The sequence below is a fragment of the Staphylococcus sp. HMSC62D11 genome, assembly GCF_001839145.1.
GTDB classification, from domain to species: Bacteria; Bacillota; Bacilli; order Staphylococcales; family Staphylococcaceae; genus Staphylococcus; species Staphylococcus lugdunensis.
Genome location: NZ_KV840199.1, coordinates 31382 through 56663 on the forward strand (window position 1 = coordinate 31382; position 25282 = coordinate 56663).

Sequence of the window (25282 nt, forward strand, 5' to 3'; positions counted from 1 at the left end):
ATCTAGCAGTGATATTTGTCGCAAAATTGCAAAAGTTGTTATTAAATTATGAGCTGTTAGTAACCACCAATGACTTAATCTTTGCTATAATTAAGTTTCCGTAATTGATTTTGATAACGTAAATAAGGGAACCGTTTTTCTTCATATTATCCTGTTTATTAAAGGAGTTTTTATTATGAGAAAATCAATATTAGCATTTATCGCTACGGTATCAATTGGGGCAGCAAGTGCTGAAACTTATACACATACGGCACATGCAAATGACTTAACAAATGAACAACAAAAATCAACACCACCTACCACACAGTCTATACAAACAACCTCTTCTCCTGAAAGTGATAACGATGTAGATGCTGTATATGACCGCTTTATGGCTGCAGGTGGGACTGAAGAACTTTGGGAAAAAATTGTGTTACCTGAATCAGGAGGCAATCCGCATGCTAAAAATGGAGAATATTTTGGCTTAGCACAAACTAAGTTATCTTGGGGCTATGGAACCGTTGAACAACAAACACGTGGCATGATTGAATATGCTCAGTCGCGCTATGGTTCAATCAATGCAGCAGTTAGATTTCGGACAACGCATGGATGGTGGTAAGAAAGCACACTAGGAACAGACAGCCATACATTACGGTGTATTGAATATAACAGAAGCGGGACTGAATTCGTAGTCCCGCCCCGGCAAGGTTGACTAGGATGGAAAAAAGCTTGGTATAAGCGTATTTTCAATCCCTTCAACAACTGCCAATATATAGTAAATAGCCTAGAACATAATTACGTTCTAGGCTATTTACTCATAACTTAAAATTTTTTAATTCAAAATCTATTGGTAATATGGTTCAGGATGGACATAAACAGATGAAATTCCCTTACCATGCAGATGGCTTTCAACCCGATCACAAATATCATGTGCCTCTTTAAGCGATAGTTTAGCATCAACAGCAATTGTTACATCTAAAAATATACTGCTACCATGATAACGTCCTTTTAAACTATTCACTTTAATCACATCCGCTACTTCCAACACATCATCACGATATTGTTGTAACTCTTCCTCATTAAAGCCGTCACTTAAGGCAAATATCGATTCTTTAAAAATGCCAAACCCTGTATAGATAATTAAAAAACCTAAAATTGTAGCTAAAATAATATCGACAATTGGTAAACCAAATTGTGTAAACACTAGCCCTATCGCCGTTCCTATACTCACTAAACTATCCGATAAATTATCTTTCGCTGCTGAGTTTAGTGAGCTGCTATTTGTTTTCTTAGCGAGTTGGCGATTAACTATATAAACAGCGAACATGATTATACCGCTAATTGCACTAATCACAATTGTTATCGCGCTTGGTGTGTGGTGGTCTCTTGTAATTAATCTAGGTACATTTTCAATAACAACTTGAATACCTACGAACATGATTATAAATGATACTAATAATGTTGATATATTCTCTGATTTTAAGTGACCATAAGGATGATTTTTATCTGCAGGTTTAATCGATATTTTCAAGCCTACAATCACTGCCAATGACACTACAATATCTGTCATATTATTTAAGGCATCCGCTCTTACTGCCGCAGAATCATAAATAAAACCTGTAAGATATTTCGTAACAGATAAAATAATATAAACAATCAAACTGAGATACGCGCCACGCTGTGCCAGTTTTAAATTTTCACTTTGCGACATTCAACTAACCACCTTAACATCCTTTATTAAAGCTAGTATGAATGAATTTTAATTGTTTTACAATAATTATTAATTTCGATATTTTTTGTAATAATAACATAACTATTTTATTAGAAGCACCTAAAATTTTAGTTATAATCACATACACTTTATGACACGTTAAAATTTGTCTCTAAGTATCCATTTAGACATAACAAATGTAATCGGTATGGTTATGATTAAACCGGCAAATGGTGCTATTTCTGATGGAAAATGTAGCCAGCGGACAAATATATATAATAACGCCGTTTGCATTCCCATATTGACAACTTGTGTAAACGGAAAACTTAAAAATTTAACTAGTGTCGGTTTAACTTTATAAACAAAATAACAATTTAAATAGTATGAAATAACAAAACTAACTACAAAACCGGTAATGTGGCTCACCATATAGTTTATGTCGAAGACCTTTAACAGTAATAAATAAACAATATAATAGTTTAGCGTATTGATGCCACCTACTATAATAAATCTTAAAATTTCATAATGTGTTGCATTTAATTTCATGATTGATTCCTCATTACCCTTCATCTTCTTTATTAAGACAGCGCCTATATTATCGTTTCTCGTACAAATAATATGCTATTAGTGTATTATTTTTCAAGCTATTTCTACTATAATAATAGTATAGCAATAAATGTCATAGACAAGGAGTGGCTTTATGTCCATAAAACATATTGTTATCGCACCAGATTCATTTAAAGAAAGCATGTCTGCTAAACAAGCAAGCATTGCCATCAAAGAAGGCTTTGAACGTGTTTTTAATAATACTGTTCATTATGAACTCATTCCTATGGCAGACGGTGGCGAAGGAACAACAGCAGCGTTAGTGGAAGCATTAAATGCTGATTGGCGATATATTCGTGTACGAGATCCATTATCACGACCAATTATGGCTGGATATGCCATTACACCGAATAAAGATACAGCAATCATTGAAATGGCAGCAGCTTCTGGACTCCATCTTGTTCAAGCTAGTGAACGTAATCCATTAATAACGTCCACGATTGGTACTGGCGATATCATTCTTGATGCATTGAATCAAGGTGTTAAACGTATCATTCTTGGTATTGGAGGTAGTGCAACAAATGATGGTGGTGCAGGCATGTTAACTGCACTTGGGGTTCAATTTCTCGACAACAATCATCAAATCTTACCACAAGGTGGCGGTGCGCTTGCTCAATTATCGAAAATTGACAGCACAAACCTTGATAAACGTTTAGCAAAAGTAACGTTTAAAGTTGCCTGTGATGTAACTAATCCATTATTGGGATTACAAGGTGCCAGTGTTGTTTATGGTCCACAAAAAGGTGCAACCGAAAAAATGATACCAAAGTTGGATTCCGCCTTGGCAAACTATCATGATAAAATAAAAATAGCTTTAAACAAAGATGTAAAAGATATCCCAGGGGCTGGTGCAGCTGGTGGCTTAGGGACTGGTCTACTTGCCTTTTGCCAAGTCACAATGATGAAAGGCATCGAGCTTGTATTAGAAGAAACTCAATTTAAATCTTATGCCGCGCAAGCAAATTTAGTCATTACTGGTGAAGGAAAGATAGATGGGCAAACAATTTATGGAAAAACACCTATTGGAGTAGCTAAAGCAGCTAAACAATTTCATTGTCCAGTCATCGCTATTTGTGGCTCATTAGGTGACAACTATGAAGCAGTGTATCATCACGGCATCGATAGTGTCTTTAGCATCATTGAACAGCCTGAGACATTAGATCACTTATTAGAGCATGGATATGATAATATGGTAAAAACTGCTGAAAATATTGCACGCTTGATTAAACTCTCATCGTCTTTTCAGCTCTTAAACAAACAAAACAACTGATTAAGTATTTCCCAGAAAATATTAGAGGTGATGTTACATGAAACGAACAGAAAAATATAGAGACAGTTATGAACAAGATAAAGAATATCAAAATCAGCAACAACGTCAGCAACACGCGCGTTATCAACAACAACGTTATACAAACCAACAGCAAGCACAATATCAAAATAACGGAGATAGATATCGTCAACAGCAAGCACGTTATGATGAAAATGGCAATCGTTATTACAATGATCGTGATTTTCGTAGAGAACAACAGTTAGAAGAAGATAATATAAGACAGAAAAAGTCTAAAAAATGGTTATATATTATCATCGCCCTGCTTTTAATTGTCGTTGCCGTGTTTGTGACACTTGCATTTATGGGTGGAGATAGTAATAGCGATAAAGTAAGTAACGATCCCAACGTATCACAGAACTACCAAAAACAAGTCAAAGATAAAGACGATAGTATTACAAGTCAAATTGAAGCGGCTAAAAATGATATCAAAGACAAAGTCAACACAGACAATACGATTCAAAAACTACAACAAGAAATCAATAGCTTAAAACAAAATGAACAAAATAATGCAGATTCAAAATTCACTAAATTTTATCAAGATCAGTTAGATAAATTAAAAAATGCCAACCAAGCACAACAAAACAATGCAGACCAAAGTAAAGTTGAAGGTATGCTTGATGATATCAATACTAAATTTGATAGTCTTAAAGACAAAATAGAAAATTTTATCAATAGTTTTAGTGGGAAATAAGTTACTCATTAAAGTTGAAGACCATTAGGTAACATTTTAATATATGAGCAGGACTGAAATCATTATAATGACGTTAGATTTCCGTCCTGCTCTTTTTCTTTTTTGCTTAATGCACTATCACAGCTATTTATATTATGGCAAAATGTTGGTATAATTAAAAAATTAAAATATTTAAAATAAAACATGAATTTAACATTCGAGGAGTCTTTTATGTCTCAGTCATTTCGTACGTTTCCTATTACTTTGTTAATCATATTAGGTGTTATTACTGCCTTTGGCCCTATGACCATTGATATGTATGTTCCTTCATTACCTAATGTACAACATCATTTCGGGTCATCCACATCAGAAGTTCAATTAACGCTATCCTTTACTATGATAGGCTTAGCCATTGGTCAATTTTTATTTGGTCCGTTATCAGATGCATTTGGTCGTAAAAAAGTTTTATTAATGATTTTAACGATATTTTTAATTGCTTCATTCGCGGCAACGCTAACGGACCACTTACCTCTATTTTTAATTTTACGTTTTGTTCAAGGCTTAACTGGTGGTGGTGCCATCGTTATAGCCAAAGCTTCAGCTGGTGATAAACTCCATGGCAATGCGTTGGCTAAGTTTTTGGCGGCGCTAATGGGTGTCAATGGAATAATTACAATTATCGCACCATTGATTGGTGGTTGGTCACTTAAACTAGGGTCATGGCATGTCATCTTTATTGTGCTAACAATTGTCACATTTATACTTATTATAGGTGTATTATCGCAAATGCCAGAAACAGCAAAAGATACACATTCCAAATTAAACTTTAGCCACATTTTTTCAGACTTTGGACAACTGTTGCGTAAACCCAAATTTGTCATTCCTATGCTATTACAAGGATTGACATATGTGATGTTATTTAGTTACTCATCTGCATCACCTTTTATTACACAAAAAATATATACACTTACCCCGCAACAATTTAGTCTGATGTTTGCAATTAATGGCATTGGGTTAATAGTTGTCAGTCAAATTGTGGCGACATTAGTTGAATATATCCATAGACACACCTTATTAGTTTATTTAAGTATCATACAAATTATTGGCGTAATTCTAATTGTTATAACTTTAACATATCATCTACCTATATCTGTATTGATGATTTCGTTCTTTATTAATATTTGTCCAGTTTCCTCTATTGGGCCTTTGGGTTTTTCAATGGCAATGGAAGAACGTACTGGTGGTAGTGGCAACGCATCAAGTTTACTAGGTTTGTTCCAATTTATTCTTGGCGGCATGATTTCACCACTTGTAGGCTTAGCAGGTCAATTTAATCCAATGCCCTACTTAATTATCATTAGTACTACAGCTGCCGTGTTCATTATTTTACAATTTACTTATTTTAAAATTAATAAGCCGTATATTAAATAAAATATATCCGTTTGGGACATCATTATATTTTAAGCTATGAACTAAATATTGGCAGTAGTTGACTGGAATGAAAATACACTTATATCAAGCTTGTTTCAATCCTAGTCAACCTTGTCGAAGCGGGACTATGAATTCATAATGAATGCTGTCCCGCTTCTATATTTTTATAACATTACCGTTTCGTTGTTAACTTGCTTACCTTATTCCGACTCTATCGGAAGCCATATTTCAGCTACATAATCATCACTTTCAATATCTCCTGGCAGGTAAAGTTCAAAGAAATTGGCATCTTTGATACGAAAACCTTCGCGTGGCAACAAGTTTACATGAATATGGCGCATTGTGCGTTGTATAGAATCTGGAAAAGGTCCACTTGTCGTCACAACTAAATAATCACCTTTGACTAATTGAACCTTTGAATATCCCTCATGCGGTATAGATTGATTTGTGACACCTATTAAATAATCCATTCGCCCGTCTTCGTGTGAAATACACACGCCTAATAAGCCATTTAGTGTGCCATCACTGTGGCGTGCTAATTCTTCATCGATATGTGCACTTATCACATCCTCCCAAAATGATGCAATATGTTTTTGAGCTTGTGTACCACTTCGATAACTTCGATGAAAACCAACAACTTGTATTTCTTCTAGCTGTTCTAATCTATATTGCATAAATCTATCCCCTTTTTATTTTTCTATAATTATTATAGCCACAAAATGAATCATTTAATCTAGTAGTCAAAACTTTTTAATATACGAATTTGGCATTGCGTTATATAATAAGTTGTATTATTTTTGGACAGTGTGTTTACACGTACCGAGGAGAACGATGTCATGAGTAAAACAATCTTAAACGTTAAACCAATCAGCCAACTTTTCCCTTTACCCTTAGTTATGGGATGCGAAGGCGTTTCTGCAGCAATGTTGCTGCAATATAATCATCATACTACGAAAGCCACAGATATTATGAAAAACTGGCCGACACATAAAAATAATCCGTATAAAGGTTATGTTGGTCATCAATTATTTATTAAGTTTGGACATCACCAAACGATTTTTCCTGAAGCGTTTGTCCCACATCTTCAACAATTTGATGCACGCGTCAGCAATGGTACAGGACATGCATTATCCGAACTTGAACAGATTATTGATCAAGGCCAACCTGTCATTATTTATCACACAAGTTTAGGACAAAAGCCATTACACAAAATCTATCATTTCGATCAAAAACCTACGCCGACCGTCGCAAATATTCATGTGACATTATTAATTGGCTACGACGATACCCATTATTACTACATAGATCCATTATGGAGTCACCTAGGTTGGAAAATTGTCTTTCCAGCTATATTACCAAATAAATTTCAAATCATTAAAATTAGTAAACAAAAAATGGCTACGAGTTATAATGCACCTGGTCAAAAATGCATTTATATCAATCCTAACAGTGAACAACCTAATAACCTCTCAAGTAATAGGTAACTTCGAAATGCATATTAAATACAAACAGAGCATGCTCTGTTTGTATTTGTCTATAAGTATTTCATTTATATTCGCTCTCTTATTTTAATTCGTTTTTAGAACCTCTTACCATGTAATTAATGTATGATACTTATCATTTTTAATCATTTAGCAACCTATGTTTCTTGTTAATCATTAATTGTAAAATCCATTAATGCATGATTGACTTCTGATATGATATCATCCGTTCGCCATTGCCGTTGATAGCCAAGACATGGGCAAAGATACGTTATGCCATTTTCTGTCAGTTCTTTTCTAAAATGCACATGCCCCATAATGCTATAACGTACAGGATAATCCTGATAGATACTGTCAATGTCTGTCGTCCCAATATAAGCATTAAAAAAATCAAATAGACGATGTGGTGTCGGAACCATAAATGCAGGGTGAGTCACAATATGCGTTACTATAATAAGTTTTCTTGGTGCTACTTGTGAAGCATGCGCTCGTAATTCATCAGCAAACTGTTTTGATAATTGCCGATCATCCACTGTCCAATCAATACGGACTTTGTCTTGCCAGGTCGCCCCATAATGCTTGCCGCTTTGTAACTGTTCTTCTGAAAAACGTTCATGTGCATAGCTATAATCATACCAAGCCGTTGAGCCTATAATTGCCCAATTGTCATTGATAATATAAGGCTGTGTCATGAGACACTCTGGTTGTTGACGAAAAGATGTGACAATATCAGTTGAGCTATGATCTAATTGATCTGACCAATAGTCATGATTGCCAGGTACAAATAGCACAGGAATATTTATTTGGGCTTTAACTTGAGAGATAAACGCACACGTCATTTGATAATTGTTAGAAATATCTCCGGCTATAATTAATAAATCCAATTGCCGCTTGATGGCACAGTCAACCAAAGCCTGCATGTAACCTTCACTATTTATATAAGTATGTCGATCGATATGTAAATCTGAAATAGTGCCTATTTTCATAAAACTTCCTACTTTGCTTGTTACTTATAATCATTATGTCACAAGCACTACACATTTTAAAATTTTGAAACTTACATATACCTAAAGATAATTGTAATTTCTATAATTAACTGTATAATAAAACCATATTTCATCATAATTACACATAAATATACATTATTATGACCTATAAAAAATATTTGACCTCAAAGTTTAAATAGCATATTTAGCTATGATTTCGACAAGCTTATCGTTTATATGGAGGATGACTTTATGGCACAGCAATTACAAAGAGAATTAAGCAATCGTCATATCCAATTAATAGCCATTGGTGGCGCTATTGGCACTGGTCTCTTTTTAGGTTCAGGCCAAACCATTTCGTTAACTGGCCCTTCCATATTATTGGCATATATGATTATTGGCATGGTGTTATTTGCTTTTATGCGTGCTTTAGGAGAGTTGTTGCTAAGTAATACGCAATACAATTCCTTTGTAGACATTGCCAATGACTTTCTCGGTCCTTTTGGCGGCTTTGTAATTGGATGGACGTATTGGATTAGTTGGATTATTTCCAGCATGTCAGACTTGACAGCTATGGGACAGTATTTTAGCTTTTGGTTTCCCAATTTTCCCCACTGGATTACGGTTTTATCTATCGTATTTATGCTAACTTTATTTAATTTATTAGGGGCGAAATTATTTGGGGAAATCGAGTTTTGGTTCGCGATTATTAAAATTATAACAATTGTCGCCATTATCCTTATAGGTTTGGTGATTATTTTATTTGGAATACACACTTATTATGGACAAGCTTCTTTTACTAATTTGGCACAGTATCAAGGGCTGTTTCCTCATGGTTCATTTGGCTTTTTAATGTCATTTCAAATTGCACTATACTCATTTGTTGGTATCGAATTAATTGGTGTCACTGCTGGGGAAACGAAGCATCCAGAAAAAACGATTCCACAGGCTATTAATAATGTACCTGTTCGCATATTATTATTTTATATTGGTAGTTTACTGGTCATCATGTCTGTGATTCCATGGGATAAAATTGGTACAAACAGTAGTCCTTTCGTAACAATGTTTAAATTAATCGGTATTCCATTTGCGGCTGGTATTGTCAATTTCGTTGTGTTAACTGCTGCCGCTTCTGCAACAAATAGTGGCATCTATTCCAATAGTCGTATTTTATTTGGATTGGCTAAAAGAGGCTTAGGCCCTCAACCGTTAACAAAAACAAATCATCATGGTGTTCCTTTTATTGCCATGCTAATATCGTCAGTCATCTTATTAGTAGCCGTATTACTCAATTATATATTTCCTAACGCGATACAATTATTTATCTATGTAACAACGCTATCTACTGTGCTCTTTATAGTGGTATGGTCCATGATTGTTGTGTCTTATATCAAATATGTACGTCAGCATCCCCAACAACATAAACAAAATACATTTAAATTATTAGGCGGACAGTGGATGGCCTATGTTATTTTAGGTGTCTTTGCTTTGATTTTCATTTTATTATTCTTTAGTAAAGAAACAAGAATGGCTCTATTTATCTCACCAATTTGGTTTATCTTTTTATTTCTTTTCTATCGGCGTCGCCTTGCAACAAAGATTAAAGAATAAATATCAAAAATATTCATCCCTCAATCACTTTAATATCGTGACTGAGGGATACTTTTTAACACTTCTTTATTTCATTCTAGGTACTTCATGATAAAATAACTATATTATCTATACTAGAAGGAGTGCGTTATGGAATTACTTGAAGCTTTCTTATTATTTATTACTGCAGTGATTATCAGTTCGATTATTTATAATCGCTTTCCTAAAATTCCTGCTGCATTTATACAAATCGCCTTGGGTGTCTGTTTATTCATACTCCCCATTCCGATTCACTTTAAATTTGATTCTGAAGTCTTCATGTTTGCGGTCATTGCACCGTTATTATTTGTTGAAGGCACTCACGTGTCGCGTACAAAGCTGATGGAGTACAAAAAGCCCATCGTCTTAATGGCCATGGCGTTAGTATTCGCAACAGTTATTGGTGTCGGCTATTTTATTCATTGGATTTGGCCTGATTTACCTATGCCAGCAGCTTTTGCTATTGCAGCGATTTTATGTCCGACTGACGCTGTAGCAGTATCCGCTATTACAAAAGGAAAAATGTTACCCAAAGGCTCAATGGCTATCTTAGAAGGCGAATCATTACTCAATGATGCTGCAGGTATCATTTCCTTTAAAATTGCAGTAACAGCCTTAGTTACAGGGTCATTTTCTGCCTTTCATGCCATAGGACAATTTATTGTGTCCACTATTTTAGGTATTTTAATTGGCATTATCATTGGCACTTTGGTAGTTCGTTTACGTATTTATCTTACAGCAAATAAAGGTTTAAAAGATAACAATACATTAACATTTATCCAACTTTTGACACCTTTTGTTGTTTATTTTATTGCCGAAGAACTACATGCATCTGGAATTATTGCCGTCGTCATTGCTGGTCTCATTCATGGCTTAGAGCGTGACCGTCTCATTCGTGCCCAAACGGAATTACAAATGAACTACAACCAGATTTGGACTACACTGAGTTATGCATTAAATGGCTTCGTTTTCGTAGTACTTGGCTTTATCGTTCCTGAAGTTGTGGATGAAATTATTCGCGTAGAGCCAGAAAATATTATGTTTTTAATTGGCATTACGCTTAGTATTGCCGTAGCCATTTATGTTTTTCGTTATATATGGGTGTATATTTGGTTTAAGGACTTTTATGCCCCTAAAAATGTGCAGTCTTATTTGGATGATGACAGTGGTTCTATTCCAACACGTAGTCGTTATGCATTTATCATGACGATGTGCGGTATTCACGGTACCATTTCATTATCAATGGCTTTAACACTTCCAGAATTAGTAGGTCAACAGCAACATTTTGAATATCGTAATGATTTATTATTTATCGCAGCCTTAATGGTGTTAATTAGCCTGATCTTAGCGCAAATTATACTGCCGCTCATCACACCATCAGCACATGAGACAGATTTCCAAGGAATGAGCTATCAATCGGCAAAGATTTTCATTGTACAGCAAGTCATTGACTCTTTTAAAGAAAAGTCAACCTCACAGCCAGACATTGACTATCGACCAATTTTAAACCAATACTTTAATGAATTATCTTTCTTATTAAATATAGAGCCTGATAATAAAAATACAAAGGAATTGCGCCGTTTAGAAGATATTGCAGAAAAAATAGAGACAGAAACGTTAGAACGTTTAATTGCTAAAGGAAGTATCACTAAGCAAGATATTTCGAATTATCGAGGTGTAATTGAATATTCTCAATTTTTTAGAGAAGCATCTTTCATCAAAAAGCTCTCACGCTTTATCAAATTATTCTATCTACGCCTTAAAGCACTTAAAAGCAGTGACAAATCTGAGCGTAATGATATACGTCAAAAATATCAAGATGGCTTTAAGCATGTGCAAAAAATTATGCGTATCGTCAACCATAATATCATCTTAAAAATGCGTGAAGAACAACATAGTGGTAACGTACTTGAAGTAAGCTTGGTCATTAATCGCTATACGAACCTTACTCAAACCTTACGTCAAAGTGCTTCAAAAATAAAAGCACGCCAAAAAAACGAATTAATTGTTAGCAATGAAACCCAACAATCATTAAAATTACAAGCACTATATACACAACGTGACGTACTCGATAAACTGATTGCCAACAATAAAATAACGAATGATATCGCGAAGCAAATTCGTGAAAATATCAACTATAATGAAATTGTGTTAGCCAGTGAATCAACACATTAATTGTACAAATATAAAGGTACGACCTCCTTAACTATGGAAGTCGTACCTTTTTAATGAATTTAAGAATCATGTACACCTTGGTCTAATACTTCTTTTTGCTCTTTAATGAATTTCATCATAGATAGATAATTACTGTTACCAAAATCCCTAGAACCACTCATAAATTCAATACCACTTAAATAAGCAACTTGTGGTTCTTTATCACTATTATAATTAAACGGTGAGAAAGTATAGAAAGCAAGTACTGGCACTTGATCTTCTTTCTTTTTCGCTGGTGCTTTAGCGATGACTGATACATTGACTAATGGAATACCAGAATATTTCATTTGTCCTATACCGTAAGACACTGGTTTAGGAGCTACCAATTGATTTAATGTTTTAATGTCTTTCATTTTGTCACCATCTAAAGCTTTTGCAAAATCAGCTGTATAGAATCCTGGTTCGATTGACGCATAAACGAGTTTACCATCTTTATATTTAGTTAAAATCTCAGCATAAAACTCTGGGATATTGCTCTTTCCTATTTTCTTACCACTTGGATCAACATACCAATAGTCAATTTGTTTCAGACCACCTGGATTTTTTATTTCTTTACGTTTAACACCTTTTTTATCTTTAAAGAAGTCATCAACTTCTTTCATAGATGCCCCTTTTGATTCTTTAACATAGTTATAATCTGCAATTTCAACCTTTTTCATAAGTTCTTTATAATCTTTCCAACCTTGCATACCTGTTTTATTTGTTAATGACTTTTCAGTAACAAGTGGATCCAACTTGCCCATGATGTCTACTTTTTCTTTTTTACTTGCTTTCTTTTCTAATTCTTTATATTCTTTTTCTTTGTCAGTCATCTTATCGTCATCTTTAATTTTAACTGTTTCAGTATCTGTTTTAGATGATTTATCCGATTTGGTTGATGACTCTTTGTTATCATTATCATGGTGTGAGCAACCAGCTAATGTAAGTCCTAATGCAAGTAAAATCATAACTATACCTTTACGCATATTTGTTCCTCTTCTCTATTCGTATTTAATACTAGCGTCATACAATTCAAAAACGATGTTATATTTAAATTTTACAATAGTTGACTTACTATTTAAATAACTTTTTTAATATTTTAAGCAAAATAAAAAAGAAATCCGTATAGCACATAAATTTCTATGACATGTTAAAAAAGGAGCGGAACAGAATTCATTATGAATTCGTAGTCCCGCCCCGGCAAGATTGACTCGGATTGAAAAAGCTTGGTATACGCATATTTTCAATCCAGTCAACGACTGCCAATATATGGCATTCATAGCCTAAAACATAATGATGTCCCAGACTTTTTATGCTTTTATTTTTGGATTTATATCCCCGTCTAACCTTTATCATCTGTACAACAGGGTTTAATTATTTTTTTAACTTATACGGAATCGTCGCAAGAATAACATTTTTTTGATAGAATAAATGCATTTTCAAGCGAATACTCGTTTGATTGTGTAAAAAGTTATGCCATGGCTTTTTAGTTACAAATTGAGGTACAACCACGGTGATGACATAGTTCTTATCATTAGCTTTTTTATTAATTTTATCAATAAAGCGTGATATTGGACGTATCACACTACGATATTCTGAACGTAAAATAACCAAACGTATATCTGGAAAATGAGCTTTCCATTTATTTTGCAAACATGTTTCATCTTTATCTCCAAATGACACATGCACAGCAATGACGTCATCTGCAATCATTTGCGCGTAATAAATAGATTTATCAACGGCAGATGTAATACTACTAATCGGTACTAATGCTAAATTTTTATCCACGATTGGCATGTCTTGAATCATCGCATTTGAACGTAATTGTTCGGCAATATCTCTATAATGCATTCGTATTTTTAAGAAGCCAATAACGACGATTGGCAAGAAAATGAGAATTGGCCAAACCTGATTAAATTTCGTAATTAAGAATATCATAAATACGACAAAAGTAATGGTACCACCAACTGCATTCGCAATCAGTTTGACAGCCCATCCTTTTTCTCGACCCTTTATCCATTTAATGACCATACCAAACTGGGCTAATGTAAATGGAATAAATACACCTGTGGCATATAATGGAATGAGATTTTCAGTCTTACCATCAAATAAGATAATTAAAATAATCGCAAGTACTCCTAAGACGATGATAGAGTTAGAATAACCTAATCTATCACCTCTCGCCGTAAACATGACTGGCATATATTTATCTTTAGCCATGCTTGCAGCTAGCATTGGAAAGGCCGTAAAACCTGTATTTGCAGCAAGAACTAGAATCATTACTGTCGTAGCCTGTACAAAATAATATGCCACATTCTGGCCTAATACATGTTTAGCTAATTGTGATAGTACCGTTGTTTCTTCTTGTGGTAAAATGCCATACCAATATGATAAGCCTACGATGCCCACTAATAAGAAGCCCAAAATACTACCCATAGCGATAAGTGTTTTAACTGCGTTATTAGGTCCTGGTTCTTTAAAGTTTGTTACAGCATTAGAAATCGCTTCTACCCCAGTTAATGACGATGCCCCAGAAGAAAATGCTTTTAATAGCAAGAATAAGCTTACTCCTGGCACAGCCGTTCCTACAGCTGATTGCATGTGTGGTTCTGCCTGACCTGTAGCTACTTTAAATGTTCCTATAATAATCATCACAATAAGGCCCACAATAAATAAATACACCGGATAAGATAACACCGTAGCAGATTCTGTTAAACCACGTAAATTTAACAATAAAATAAACAATACTAATAAACATGCAATTAACACTTTATGTGAATAAAGTGTTGGAATTGCAGCAACAAGTGCATCTGCACCTGATGAAATACTTACCGCTACCGTCAATATATAATCGACAAGCAAAGAGCCACCTGCGAGTAAGCCCCATTTTTCTCCCAAATTAGATTTCGATACCATATAGGCACCGCCACCTTTAGGGTAAGCATAAATGATTTGTCTATATGATAGTGTCAATGCTGCTAACAAGATAAGCACTGCAACTGCAATTGGTAAGGTATACCATGCTGCTGCAGCACCTACAATAGACAAGGTAAGCAGAATTTGTTCTGGACCATAAGCCACGGATGACAAGGCATCCGAAGATAAAATCGCTAATGCTTTAAATTTACTAATCTTTTCATTCTTTAATTCTCTATTTCTTTTAGGTTTGCCAATAATTAGTCTTTTAAATTGATTGAACATAACTACTCTTCCTTATTTATTACGTTTCGATGGATAAACTATACTCCCATCTCTAAGAAAAGTATACCGCTGTCATAGAAATTTAATAAATATTTTTGCCCAATTTGTTACAAATTGCCATAAATATTTAACTGCTTTACTATTGTTTTTATATTATAAAATAATTGCCAACAATATACGGAGCCCTTTATTGCGCGTTTTATAATTAAAATTGTTATAATGAGCATATGTTTTAAAATGAGTTGAGTGCAATAATTTAGCAAAATTAGGGGTAAATCACGTTGAAGAAGAAAATATTTGCCTTTTTAGGCGGAACCATCTTTGTGGTCACTATACTTACGATCGCCATGATAATCAATCACCATATTAATCAGAAGAAGACAGAAACGATGTTATCTAAGTCATCACAACATTATATAGATAAAATTATCACAAGTGAAATGGATAGTGGACATATTCCCGGACTATCTGTGTTGATTATGAAAGATAATAAAGTCTATTTAAATAAAGGATATGGCTATGCAAATACCAGTACTAAGGTAAAAGCCACACCGAAAACACGTTATGAAATTGCTTCAAATACAAAAGCTTTTACAGGCTATGCAATTTTACAATTAGAAAATGAAGGCAAACTGCATCTATCAGATAAAGTTTCTAAATATGTTCCTGGTTTTTATATGAAATATAAAGATAAGAGAATAGATGATATCACGATAAATCAGTTGATTGCACAAACGAGTGGCATTCCTGGAGATATTACAGATAATGACACCATTACCAGTAAAAATGATAGTCTAAGTGGTATCGTTGATAGCATAAAAGGACGTGAACTCAATAATAAACCAGGTGATCAATTTGAATATTCAAATATGAATTACGACATTTTGGGATTAATTGTGCAAAAGGTCTCAGGCCAATCTTATTCTAGTTACCTTGAAAACCAAATTTTCTCACCACTCAATATGCATCAAACCTATGTTAAAGGTGATACCGAGAAAAAAGGTTCAACAGCTCAAGGTTATGAAATCAAGCATGGCAAAGCCGTAAAAGATAATCCTAAATATAATGTTGGTGATGGCCCAGCCGCTTATATGGTATCTAGTACAAGAGATTTAGAATCATGGATGAGCCGTCAACTTAACCCAACACAAGCCACGCAATCTTTAGTTCAGTCTTCACATAAGCCGAAAGTTAAAACGGCAGACGATAATAAAGCGCCTAGTTATGCAACTGGCTGGTTCGTTGATGACTCAGAAGCAAATACAATTGTATATCATCCTGGTACCCTTGAGAACTTCTCATCGTATATCTTGCTAAATAAAAAGAAAAACTATGGCATTGTTGTGCTGGCCAATGCCTATTCAGATAAAACACCTGACATAGCTGAAGATTTGAACAGTCAAATTTTAAATAACAAAAATTACACAACAATTGAAAATGCAATTAATCAAAGTTCATTAGTTTCTTACGTCATTATCACTTTAAGTCTGTTCATCACAATTGCCATTGCTTTTTACATGTTACGTCGAATAATCAATATCTATCACGGTACATTTGTCATTCATGTTCAATGGAAACTTTTAGGTTACTTTTTAATTATTATGGCTGTCTTTATTAGTCTCATGACAGCTATCTATTTGCTACCAGATTTAGTTATGGGCAACACCAATTGGGACTTTATCATGGTATGGTTACCACTGCATGCCAAACTGGCATTGTGGTCTGTTATGCTCACTATCTTATGCGCTACTATCACATTAGTAACGATGCTATTCTCTAAGAAAAAAAGATAAATTTTATCGTTAAACCTAATTAATTTGAAATAAAAATTAATTAGGTTTAGTTATTTTTTTAATCTTTGTGTTATGCTATGTTTAACAATTATTTGTTGAAGGAGCTTAGCAATGAATAAACATACACGACTCTTATTCTTTAGCTGCATACTGCTACTAGCTGGCTGTAATTATTCAAAAAAACAACATCAAACGGGATTCTTTTTTTATGTATTTGTTAAACCTATCGATTGGCTGTTACACAGCATAGGTCAACTCTTTCACAGCTATGGTATTGCTATTATTCTCATTGTCATCATTATTCGTTCCATTCTGTTACCGCTAATGTTAAATCAAATGAAACAAATGCATACATTACGAGAAAAACGTGCCATCGTACAAGATGAAATAAGTGACATTCAAACACAAATGCGCCAAGCTTCAACGCCAGAGATTCGTAAAGAAGCGAATCAATTGTTGTTAGCTAAATATAAAGAATATGGTATTAGTCCATTTAAAAGTATTTTAGGATCTCTTCCAATCTTTATTCAAATTCCAATCATTTTAGGATTGTTAGCTTGCATTAAGCATCCAACCTCTGATGCATTGGCACAACATCCACATTTTTTATGGTTTAACCTCATGCATCCAGATATTTGGTTGGCATTGTTAGCTGGTTTACTTTACTTCATTCAACCACTGGTCAATGCAATCCATTATCCTAAAGGACAACGCAAAACTTATTATACTATGATGGTGCTTTCTCCTTTATTCATCGTTTATGCTTCGCTGCATTCAGCTGCAGCTATTAGTCTCTATTGGGTTGTTAGTGCTTCATTCTTAATTGTACAAACTCATTTTGGCCATCGTCGATATAAGAAACAAGCTCAGGCGGCAGCAATACAACTTGAAAACTACATCGCCCAACGTGATCAAACATCTTCACAACACTGACATATGTAAAAAGCACGCAAGTCCTCCACCGAAGACGCGCGTGCTTTCTATTATCTCGCTTAATTATTGAATTGGATTCATGCCATCTTTCCATGATTTATATTGTAGCGTGCCACCTTGTGACTTAAATTTCTCATTTGATACGCCACGTTCGAATGGCTCTGAAGGTGTAATATTCACTTTAGGATTAACCTTTAGTTGTTGTTTATACCATTGTGCAAAGTCAGAACCTTTGACCGGTTCATCATCTGCAACATTATAAATACCGTTAGCAATTAACTTTGCTTGGATAGAAGTTTCTACAGCATCATCTAAATGAACAAATGACGTCACACCATCTGATAATGTTACCTCACCATCAATAAATTGATTATAAATCATGCCATCCTTGCCATACCATGTTCCTGGACCATATAACCAACCAAAGCGTAAAACTACATAATTATCCATACGTGCTGTTTGTTCCTCTAAACCTTCAACACCTTCAACCGTAATTTTACGATCACCAGTAGAATGATCATCTAATGGTGTCTCTTCTGTAGCTAAACCTTCTCCAGGTTCATAAGTAAATGCGATACTTTGGGCAATGACTTTTTTCACATGATGTTTTAATGCAGCATCAATTAAATTTTTAGAGCCATCAATACGTACTTTTGTATTTGCTGCCATATCAACCTTTTTCAAATCTGTGATTTGATTAATAATTATTTCGGGTTGAAAGTCAGCAATCGCTGCTTCAATCGTGTCAGCTTTTAATATATCTCCAATGTATGCTTTAACATTTGCAGCTTCTAATCTTTGCTTGCCTTGCTCAGAAGTCGTAAAGCCAGCTACATCGTACCCTTCTTCTAATAGACGTTGCGTTAATTTTGTACCAATTAGTCCTGTCGCACCTGTTACAAATATTTTTACCATATGACGTCACCTCGTCCTTATTTTATCATCGTAGCACTCAACAATATGTTGCAGCATTAAAGTTAACACTAGTTACATTTCACATGTGCACATTGTGTTTAAAAACATTTTTTAAAATTAATAATGTAATATGCATACTTTAAAGTTGATTTTTAAATAGTAACATATCAAACAGCTGAACTCCATTATCACAAACTGGATAGTCATAATTGGTAATAAAAAACTTTCTTTGTTTCAACATACTTAAAACCAAGACTACGATAAAATGATTGTGTTACAGGACTATCACTTGTACCACCATACATTGTCGTACCACGATAGTCAGTAAAATTTTGTTCCATTAAACGTCTATCAAGCCCTTGGCACTGGTAATTGATGTCAACAGCAATATTTTTAATTTCATAGAAATACGTATTTCGCATGGCAATCACTGCAATGGTGATAAACGTTTCTCTCTCTAAATAACCCACGACGTATGATCATATGGATCATAAAGATAACGCAGTATAGCTTATCGTACAGGATTCTTAGTTATCACTCGATATATCAGTTCTTCCATCGTCTATTCCTTTTGTAAAAAAAGACTGAGCATACACATTATCAATTGGTAATTAATTATAATGCTTGGTCTCAGTCTTTCATTAGTGATTTTATTTCGCTTGTCGTTGGCTCTCTTTAGCATGGATTAAGTTCGTTACAAATTGGTTCACAGGTGCATCGATACCATGTTCCTGTCCTAATCGTGCAACCGCCCCATTGATGTAATCTATTTCTGTAAGACGTTGATTATTGATTAAATCTTGATACATCGAAGGAAAATGTGGTCCTACTTTATGGTTTAAATCCACTAAGTAGTCATAAATATCATCTACGTTTAAATGTACCCCGTCAATGGTTGCCACTGCTAATATTTCTTGCGTTAATTTATAAACTAAATTTAGTGCATATTCACTCGCATTTAATGTTGACAAACGACATTCTAAGACTGTACATAGTGCATTTGCTGTTCCATTTACGCAAATCTTTTTCCAAATCGATTGTTGTAAATTTTCGCTTTTCAATGGATTTAATCCTGAATGTTTCAAAATATCAAAAACAACATCAACATTTGCCTGTCCTTCAGGTATTAATGCACCAATTTCAACTGGTCCAGCACCCATTAAATGTGTATGTCCTGGTGATTCAAGGCCTGCTGTCCACACCGTCACACCACGTACAATGCGTGCTTCATCTACATAATTAACGATGACATCTTCATGTTTTAATCCGTTCATCGTACAAACCATAATCGTGTGTTCATGAATATGTGGCTTAATCTGTTCTAACATGTCACTTAGTTGCATTGATTTAGTAAATAGAAAGATGACATCATACTGATCACCTTTAGGAATTTCTGTATCGTGATACATTGGGATATTTAAATGATTTGCTTCCCCATTAATATCGATATGTAAACCATCTTGTTTGACAGCTTGCGCTTGTGGTTCCCAGCCGTCAATAAATGTCACATCATAATTTTGTTTATACATCATAGCGCCAAAGCCACTACCTAAAGCACCAGATCCTGCAATTGCTATCTTCATGTTTGTATGCTCCTTCTTTCACCTTAATTAATTTTAAAATACTACTTAACTATGTTAGCGTCAACAACATTAACATAATATTCTTAATTTTTAGATAAAATGGACTAAAAATTTTGAGACAACACTTATTTTATAAGTCGTTGCCTCAATGATGTTCATAAAAATGCTCCATACTAATATTTTTACGGTGTCATATTGGTGCGTTTTGGTACAAGTAATAAGATCATAAAGAATGCTAATACTGCAATTCCAGCGTTAAAGAGCACACCTGCAGCACCGCCCCACTGTAAATTCATTGCTGATGCAAATAGGCCATAAATTGTGCTGGACATAGCAACACCAAAGGCATTCCCTAATGACGATGCCATTTTGTAGACGCCAGAAGCGACTCCTACTTTCTCATCCGGTGCTTCGGCAACTGCCGTATCAGTTGATGGTGTCGCATACATTCCAAGTCCAGTACCAAAAAGCAGATACCCTACAACGCTAGAAATGATATACCATATATCTGGCAAGAACGTTAATGACAGTAATAATAAACCTATAAATGTAAACGCACTACCAAATAACAATGGTCGTTTAGCACCTTGTGCTTGTAAAATCTTTTCTCCTACACGAATCATGATTAATACTGATATTAAATAAGTAATAGAAATCATACCAGCTTGTCCTGATGTAAAGCCTAATTTTTGTTGATAAAACGTATTAATAACTACAATCGTACCACCAGCAACGCCATTTAACATAAAGTTTGATACTGTAGCACCACTATATCCTTTATTTCTGAATAAATGAAAATCTACCAATGGATTATCAGCTTTATTTTCATAGATAAGAAAAGCAAAACCCGCTATAAAGAACACAACAAATAATGTGAGAATCATTGGTGAGAATAGTCCTTTATCTGATGCTTGCGTCACTACAACATTGACACTTAACAATGTGATCACTAATAAAATTAGTCCAATAACGTCAAATTTTTTAACTTCTGAGCCTGTTGTTTCAGCTTTCGTTTCCGGTGTATGTTTAATTAAAAAGAATGCAACAAATGACAGCGCTATTGAAATAATAAATATCCAGTGCCATCCAATTGTAGATGCGACCCAACCGCCAAATAAAGAACAAATACCACTGCCTCCCCATGATCCAATAGACCAATAGCTTAATGCACGTTGGCGTTCTTTACCTAAAAAGTATGTGTTAACAATAGCCAGTGTTGCAGGCATGATACATGCTCCAGCAAGTCCTTGTAAAGCACGTCCTGTAATAAGTAGCCAAGGAAATGGTGCAATAATAATTAATAATGAACCCACGATATTTAATGCTAGCCCTAAATAGGTCATCTTGACACGGCCAAACTTATCAGCGATGTCTCCAGCACCTACGACAAACAAGCCAGCAAACAGGGAAGTTAAACTAACAGCAATGTTAATTGTCCCTATATTGGCATTAAATGAAGACTGCAGCGCTGGTATAACACTCACTACTGATTGCGCAAACAACCAAAACGTGAGGACCCCAATAATAATACCTGCTAGCAGTCGATTATCTCCCCTAAATTCTTGTGAAGTGTTCATAATAAAAAATTGCCTCCTAAAATTTCAAACTGAGATGAATGATTGTATATTGAAAACGTTATCATATCTAAAGCTTAAATGGAATTACATACTTAATTATATTATAAAAGCATGTTAACTATTATTTCTCTAAATAGTCGGAATATATGTTTATAGATAAATATTTTACTCTATTCATTTTCAATTTTCCACAGTTAACAAAACAATGACTGTTTAACACATGAGCATAAAAACCTGTTAAAATACTGTTATATAACACTTTTCAGTTATTTAGAAGTGGAAAATATTTTTTTGGGAGTATGGCACAATGTTCAACCTTTTTATTTTATTATTAGAACGTGTAGGGCTCATTATTATCATTGCTTATTTATTGATGAACACAAGTCATTTTAAAACAATGATGGGAGAGCGAGAAAAATGGCGTTCACAGTGGCAATTGTTAATTATTTTTGGCCTATTTGCGATTACTTCAAATTTTACAGGCATTGAAATTAAAGATGGTCAAATTATTTCAAGCAATATTTATTATCATTTAAATTCTGAAGCTTCCATGGCAAATACACGCGTGTTAACGATAGGTGCATCCGGATTAATTGGGGGTCCATATGTTGCCCTTTTTGTAGGTATCATATCTGGTTTATCACGCATGTATATCGGAGGCGCGGATGCCTACACCTATTTAATTTCATCTATTATTATAGGTTTAACATCAGGGTTTATCGGACATTTAGCCATTAAAAATCATCGTTATCCAACGGTTCTACAAGGGGCAGTTATCGGTATTATCAATGAAGCGATTCAAATGCTATGTATATTAATATTTTCAGAAGATACCACTGCTGCTATTGAACTCGTACAATTAATATCTTTACCCATGATTTTAATTAATAGTATTGGCACCGCAATTTTCTTAAGTATTATTTTATCCACATTGAAACAAGAAGAACAAGCACGTGCCGTTCAAACTCACGATGTATTACAAATAGCTAATGAAACACTGCCTTATTTTAGAGCAGGGCTTAATGAAGCTTCTGCTAAACGTGTGGCAGAGGTGATTTTACCGCTTATGAATGTCTCTGCCGTAGCAATCACTAATAAAAAAGATATCTTAACACATGTGGGCGCAGGAAGTGATCATCATATTGCCAAAAAAGAAATCATTACAAATTTGTCCAAAGAAGTGATTAGAAGTGGACAATTAAAAGAAGCCGAATCTAAAGAAGGCATTGGTTGCAATCATGACAATTGTCCACTTGAAGCCGCAATTGTTATTCCACTTTATACCAATCATAATGTCGTTGGCACATTAAAATTCTACTTTAAAGACAAACACGATGTTACAAATTCGACGAAGCAGTTAGCACGAGGCTTAGCCGAGATTTTTTCAAGTCAGTTAGAACTGGGTAAAGCAGAAACACAAAGTAAATTATTACGTGATGCAGAAATTAAATCATTACAAGCGCAAGTTAATCCGCATTTCTTTTTCAATGCTATCAATACAATATCAGCATTAGTACGCATTGATAGTGAAAAAGCACGTAAATTACTGTTACAACTAAGCCAATTCTTTCGTTCAAATTTACAAGGTGCGCGCAATAATACCATCACATTAGAAAAGGAATTGCAACAAGTTGAAGCATATTTGTCACTCGAACAAGCGCGTTTTCCTAATCGATTTCATATCGATTATCACATCGATAAACAATACCACCACATTTTGATACCGCCATTTATTATTCAAATATTAGTGGAGAATGCGATTAAACATGCGTTTAAAAATAGAAAAGCAAATAATCATATTACCGTCACTGCTAGTCAACACGACGATGCGATTCAATTAACTGTAACTGACAATGGTCAAGGTATTCCAAAAGAACGCATACCATTGTTAGGTCAAATAAGCGTCAACTCTGAAACAGGCACTGGCAGTGGTTTAGAAAATTTAAATCGTCGATTAATCGGCTTATATGGCCCAACTTCACAACTCTCTATTACTTCTACAAATAAAGGAACTCGTGTCAGTTGTATGATTCCTTATCATGAACAAAAGGAGGATATTTAAGTGAACATATTAATCGTAGATGATGAACCTTTAGCACGTAATGAATTACATTATTTATTAGATAATATTCCAACAGTAAAACATGTGGAAGAAGCTGAAAATATATCAGAGACTTTAGAACATTTACTATATGCGTCTTTTGATGCTGTCTTTTTAGATATTAATCTCATGGACGAAAGTGGTATTGATCTTGCAGAAAAAATAAAAAAGATGCAACATGCACCTTACATTATTTTTGCAACGGCACATGACACCTTTGCAGTTAAAGCCTTTGAGTTAAATGCTACAGACTATATATTAAAACCATTCGAGCAACAACGCATTGAACAGACGATAGAAAAAATTGCCCGCACCAAACAGTATGTAAATTCAGCGGCAGATCAAAATAAATTAGAACCACAAAATCATCAAAATATAAACACGCATACGAAGCAAACCGTACTGCCGATTGAGGTGGATGAACGCATTCATGTGCTTAATGTAGAAGATATTGTAGCCGTAACCGTCAATAATGGCATTACAACCATTCATTCAGTAAACCAAGATTACCAAACTTCTGAAAAGCTCAATTATTATGAAAAGAAATTACCCACAACACAATTTCTTAAAATACATCGTTCAACCATTATTAATAAAGTGCATATTAAGACTGTAGAACATTGGTTTAATTATACCTATCAACTTACCATGACGTCTGATATCAAGCTACAAGTTAGCCGATCATATATGAAAACATTTAAACAAGAAATAGGTATAGATTAAAGCATAAATCTAACACACGAATCAAATGCAAGACGCTGATTCGTGTTTTTTCTTATTTACAGGATTAATTTAGTTAATATTTTTACATTGTTTTAGTGAAGATTTACAGTCTATGAACAGGATAAGACATAAATTCCAAAATAATTGCACAAAGATGATTAGAAATTAAAAATCCTCTTTGTGCTTCTTTTATATACAATACTTTTTTGATTGGCAGGTATACCAGTGGACTCTATCACGTTGAAATGCACTTCACTTTGTTGGGTCCACCCCAGCTTGCGTTGTCCGTAGAAATGCGTTTTGCATTTCTTTTTGCTGGGGCCCCCACCCCAGCTTGCGTTGTCCGTCGGCTTTCTTTTCGAAAGCCTTTTTGCTGGGGCCCCCACCCCAGCTTGCGTTATCCGTTGGCTTTCTTTTCGAAAGCCTTTTTGCTGGGGCCC

The 25282-nt window shown here is 34.5% G+C and carries 22 protein-coding genes; 11 read left to right on the forward strand and 11 right to left on the reverse strand.

Annotation, left to right across the window (positions count from 1 at the left end; genetic code table 11):
- Nucleotides 1–175 precede the first annotated feature (175 nt).
- A complete protein-coding gene (locus HMPREF3267_RS10415) occupies nucleotides 176–598 on the forward strand; it encodes an aggregation-promoting factor C-terminal-like domain-containing protein (RefSeq protein ID WP_002460308.1) in 423 nt (140 codons plus the stop codon).
- Nucleotides 599–823: 225 nt separating this feature from the next.
- On the opposite strand, the gene HMPREF3267_RS10420 is transcribed toward HMPREF3267_RS10415, so the two are convergent.
- Nucleotides 824–1690, reverse strand: coding sequence for a cation diffusion facilitator family transporter (locus HMPREF3267_RS10420; RefSeq protein ID WP_002460309.1), 867 nt, complete (start codon nucleotides 1688–1690; stop codon nucleotides 824–826).
- Between the two features lie 159 nt (nucleotides 1691–1849).
- A complete protein-coding gene (locus HMPREF3267_RS10425; RefSeq protein WP_002478691.1) occupies nucleotides 1850–2236 on the reverse strand; it encodes a GtrA family protein in 387 nt (128 codons plus the stop codon).
- A 154-nt stretch (nucleotides 2237–2390) separates the two neighbouring features.
- Here HMPREF3267_RS10425 and HMPREF3267_RS10430 point away from each other — a divergent pair, with 154 nt between their 5' ends.
- The 3 genes from HMPREF3267_RS10430 (at nucleotide 2391) to HMPREF3267_RS10440 (ending at nucleotide 5727) form a co-directional block, all read left to right on the forward strand.
- Nucleotides 2391–3566 (forward strand): glycerate kinase, encoded by a 1176-nt coding sequence (locus HMPREF3267_RS10430; RefSeq protein WP_062078049.1) that lies wholly within the window; start codon nucleotides 2391–2393, stop codon nucleotides 3564–3566.
- Between the two features lie 37 nt (nucleotides 3567–3603).
- Entirely contained in the window at nucleotides 3604–4317 is a 714-nt protein-coding gene (locus tag HMPREF3267_RS10435) for a hypothetical protein (protein ID WP_002460313.1), read from the forward strand.
- Between the two features lie 210 nt (nucleotides 4318–4527).
- Complete coding sequence (locus tag HMPREF3267_RS10440) at nucleotides 4528–5727, forward strand: putative multidrug effflux MFS transporter TcaB (RefSeq protein ID WP_002478689.1); 1200 nt, start codon at nucleotides 4528–4530, stop codon at nucleotides 5725–5727.
- Nucleotides 5728–5927: 200 nt separating this feature from the next.
- Here HMPREF3267_RS10440 and HMPREF3267_RS10445 read toward each other — a convergent pair whose 3' ends face one another.
- Nucleotides 5928–6401, reverse strand: a complete 474-nt coding sequence (locus HMPREF3267_RS10445; RefSeq protein ID WP_002460315.1) for a GyrI-like domain-containing protein — start codon at nucleotides 6399–6401, stop codon at nucleotides 5928–5930.
- Between the two features lie 162 nt (nucleotides 6402–6563).
- On the opposite strand from HMPREF3267_RS10445, the gene HMPREF3267_RS10450 reads away from it, so the two are divergent.
- Nucleotides 6564–7211: a C39 family peptidase gene (locus HMPREF3267_RS10450; protein WP_002478688.1), complete on the forward strand. Its 648-nt coding sequence runs from the start codon at nucleotides 6564–6566 to the stop codon at nucleotides 7209–7211.
- 167 nt (nucleotides 7212–7378) lie between these two features.
- Here the strand turns inward: HMPREF3267_RS10450 and HMPREF3267_RS10455 are convergent, their stop codons facing one another.
- A complete protein-coding gene (locus tag HMPREF3267_RS10455) occupies nucleotides 7379–8194 on the reverse strand; it encodes a metallophosphoesterase (RefSeq protein WP_002478687.1) in 816 nt (271 codons plus the stop codon).
- A gap of 252 nt (nucleotides 8195–8446) precedes the next feature.
- On the opposite strand from HMPREF3267_RS10455, the gene HMPREF3267_RS10460 reads away from it, so the two are divergent.
- Together HMPREF3267_RS10460 and HMPREF3267_RS10465 are read left to right on the forward strand one after the other, a co-directional pair.
- Nucleotides 8447–9805, forward strand: coding sequence for an amino acid permease (locus HMPREF3267_RS10460; protein WP_062078053.1), 1359 nt, complete (start codon nucleotides 8447–8449; stop codon nucleotides 9803–9805).
- 129 nt (nucleotides 9806–9934) lie between these two features.
- Nucleotides 9935–11998 carry a cation:proton antiporter gene (locus HMPREF3267_RS10465; protein WP_002460321.1) on the forward strand — a complete coding sequence of 688 codons (2064 nt, stop codon included), beginning with the start codon at nucleotides 9935–9937 and terminating at the stop codon, nucleotides 11996–11998.
- A gap of 59 nt (nucleotides 11999–12057) precedes the next feature.
- On the opposite strand, the gene HMPREF3267_RS10470 is transcribed toward HMPREF3267_RS10465, so the two are convergent.
- Both HMPREF3267_RS10470 and HMPREF3267_RS10475 read right to left on the reverse strand, forming a co-directional pair.
- Complete coding sequence (locus tag HMPREF3267_RS10470; protein WP_002478684.1) at nucleotides 12058–13002, reverse strand: hypothetical protein; 945 nt, start codon at nucleotides 13000–13002, stop codon at nucleotides 12058–12060.
- Nucleotides 13003–13390: 388 nt separating this feature from the next.
- Nucleotides 13391–15217, reverse strand: a complete 1827-nt coding sequence (locus HMPREF3267_RS10475) for an APC family permease (protein WP_002460323.1) — start codon at nucleotides 15215–15217, stop codon at nucleotides 13391–13393.
- Nucleotides 15218–15498: 281 nt separating this feature from the next.
- Here HMPREF3267_RS10475 and HMPREF3267_RS10480 point away from each other — a divergent pair, with 281 nt between their 5' ends.
- Both HMPREF3267_RS10480 and yidC read left to right on the forward strand, forming a co-directional pair.
- Entirely contained in the window at nucleotides 15499–17010 is a 1512-nt protein-coding gene (locus HMPREF3267_RS10480) for a serine hydrolase domain-containing protein (protein ID WP_062078055.1), read from the forward strand.
- A 111-nt stretch (nucleotides 17011–17121) separates the two neighbouring features.
- Nucleotides 17122–17943, forward strand: coding sequence for a membrane protein insertase YidC (gene yidC, locus HMPREF3267_RS10485; protein WP_002492843.1), 822 nt, complete (start codon nucleotides 17122–17124; stop codon nucleotides 17941–17943).
- Nucleotides 17944–18006: 63 nt separating this feature from the next.
- Here yidC and HMPREF3267_RS10490 read toward each other — a convergent pair whose 3' ends face one another.
- The 4 genes from HMPREF3267_RS10490 to HMPREF3267_RS10505 all read right to left on the reverse strand — a co-directional run bounded on the left by HMPREF3267_RS10490 (nucleotide 18007) and on the right by HMPREF3267_RS10505 (nucleotide 22018).
- Complete coding sequence (locus HMPREF3267_RS10490) at nucleotides 18007–18858, reverse strand: NAD-dependent epimerase/dehydratase family protein (RefSeq protein WP_070866803.1); 852 nt, start codon at nucleotides 18856–18858, stop codon at nucleotides 18007–18009.
- A gap of 203 nt (nucleotides 18859–19061) precedes the next feature.
- On the reverse strand, nucleotides 19062–19328 hold the full coding sequence (locus tag HMPREF3267_RS10495) for a GNAT family N-acetyltransferase (RefSeq protein WP_062078060.1): 267 nt from the start codon (nucleotides 19326–19328) through the stop codon (nucleotides 19062–19064).
- Between the two features lie 180 nt (nucleotides 19329–19508).
- On the reverse strand, nucleotides 19509–20441 hold the full coding sequence (locus tag HMPREF3267_RS10500) for a 2-dehydropantoate 2-reductase (protein WP_002492820.1): 933 nt from the start codon (nucleotides 20439–20441) through the stop codon (nucleotides 19509–19511).
- A 182-nt stretch (nucleotides 20442–20623) separates the two neighbouring features.
- The gene (locus HMPREF3267_RS10505) at nucleotides 20624–22018 is read right to left on the reverse strand and encodes an MFS transporter (protein WP_002478679.1); all 1395 of its coding nucleotides are present in this window, start codon (nucleotides 22016–22018) and stop codon (nucleotides 20624–20626) included.
- Between the two features lie 307 nt (nucleotides 22019–22325).
- On the opposite strand from HMPREF3267_RS10505, the gene HMPREF3267_RS10510 reads away from it, so the two are divergent.
- Nucleotides 22326–24080, forward strand: a complete 1755-nt coding sequence (locus HMPREF3267_RS10510) for a sensor histidine kinase (protein ID WP_002460334.1) — start codon at nucleotides 22326–22328, stop codon at nucleotides 24078–24080.
- Entirely contained in the window at nucleotides 24081–24842 is a 762-nt protein-coding gene (locus tag HMPREF3267_RS10515) for a response regulator transcription factor LytR (protein WP_002460335.1), read from the forward strand.
- Between the two features lie 158 nt (nucleotides 24843–25000).
- Here HMPREF3267_RS10515 and HMPREF3267_RS12680 read toward each other — a convergent pair.
- Nucleotides 25001–25282: hypothetical protein (locus HMPREF3267_RS12680; protein WP_218117571.1), on the reverse strand; the 282-nt coding region annotated here is incomplete at its 5' end.